This is a genomic window from uncultured Shewanella sp., assembly GCF_947501665.1.
In the GTDB taxonomy this organism is placed as follows: domain Bacteria; phylum Pseudomonadota; class Gammaproteobacteria; order Enterobacterales; family Shewanellaceae; genus Shewanella.
The window spans coordinates 1-1550 of the sequence record NZ_CANMWS010000069.1 but is presented as its reverse complement, the minus strand read 5'-3'; the positions used below and the strand labels follow the sequence as shown (position 1 = coordinate 1550).

Sequence of the window (1550 nt, the reverse complement as noted above, 5' to 3'; positions counted from 1 at the left end):
TTTCTCTACATCTAAGACTTCTTGCCAGAGGGTGCAAATCTGAGCTTCTTTTTCAGTGCGGGGAGAAATATAGTTATCGTCATTTAATTTAATATTAGGCACTGGCAATAATTTAGTATTAACTTTTCCTGATTCACTAATTGGAAGTTCATTTAACCTTATAAAATAATCTGGGATCATATATTCAGGGAGGCTACTTTCCAATTCACTCCGGAGCTCTGATTCAATTTCTAAAACTTTATTTTTGGAAGCAATAATAGCATTAAATCCCATCTGAGCACTAAATGAATTTTCTGGAGAAAAGCATTTTACACTATTAAATCCAGATTCAAGCAACAGTTTCTCCCATTGAGGAATATTAATTAAAGGATGAAGACTACTATTTTTTCGATAATCACTGAAATTATCAAAACTAGACTGAAGACCCATTCCTAAATTAAAAAAACCATGGAATTTTGTTTCTTCTATAATAAATAAAACACCACTTTCTGGTTTCAATAAAGATGAAAGCTCACTTAATGAATACCTGATATTTTTGACATCATGCAAAACACTAACAGCAATAATGATATCATATGTTGAATTAATATTCTGAAAAGAAGAAGGTCGATCTAAATCATATAATCTATAATTTATGAAATCATATTTTTCAAACTTTTTATTTGCTCTATCAAAGAAAAACTTACTTATGTCAGTAAAGTCATACTCTACACTTCCCCTTTTAAATAAATAATCAAGGATTAATTTAGTAAATGTCCCATATCCCGAACCAACCTCAAGAATCGATATTTTTTGAGATACAGAAAAATTATCTAATAATTTATGGAATATAAATTTTGAAATAGAATAAATTTCCCCAAAAAATTCATCATAAGATTCTTCTATATTAGCACCCCCATAAATAGAAGCAGAGTGAGTATCTTCCTTAAGAATTGAAATTAGTTTTTTTGAGTCTAATGGATAATCCACCTTTCTATAGTTATGTTCTTTAATGACTACCGGTTTAAGACAATGATAATTATCGCCAATCCTCTGAATATAGCCATTTTTTTCAAGGCAATCAAATGCCCTTCTAAACCAATCTCTATATCGGGCTGCTACATTATGGGATTTGATAACACGATCAATATCTAAATAAGATCCAACCTCTTGAAAAAAACAAAGTTCAATGCAAATTTCTTTCAACAATTTCAAGTAATTTAATTCATCATTTTTTATTCCACTAATGAATTTTTCCATTTCATGTTTTGAAGCTTTTTTATATGCAACTGATAAATCTATTGCTGATAATTTATCTATTATTTTACTATGACTGGCGCCATTATATTCTACTTTCAGAGGAACGTAATAGGCAATAATACTTTTTCTACTCTCTCCTTGCTCACATAGAACCACAGCTTGAGATACTTCCGGCAATAACTCCACTCTATGTTTAATCTCCCCCAATTCGATACGATAACCATTGACTTTAACTTGATTATCAACACGACCCTCAAACTCAATGTAACCATCTTTATGCCATCGCCCTAAATCTCCAGTTTTATATAAAC

At 30.4% G+C, this 1550-nt stretch carries 1 protein-coding gene; it reads right to left on the bottom strand.

Annotated elements, in window-relative coordinates:
* A partial coding sequence (locus Q0976_RS23910; protein WP_299497364.1) for a methyltransferase occupies positions 1 to 1550 on the bottom strand: 1550 nt, incomplete at both ends.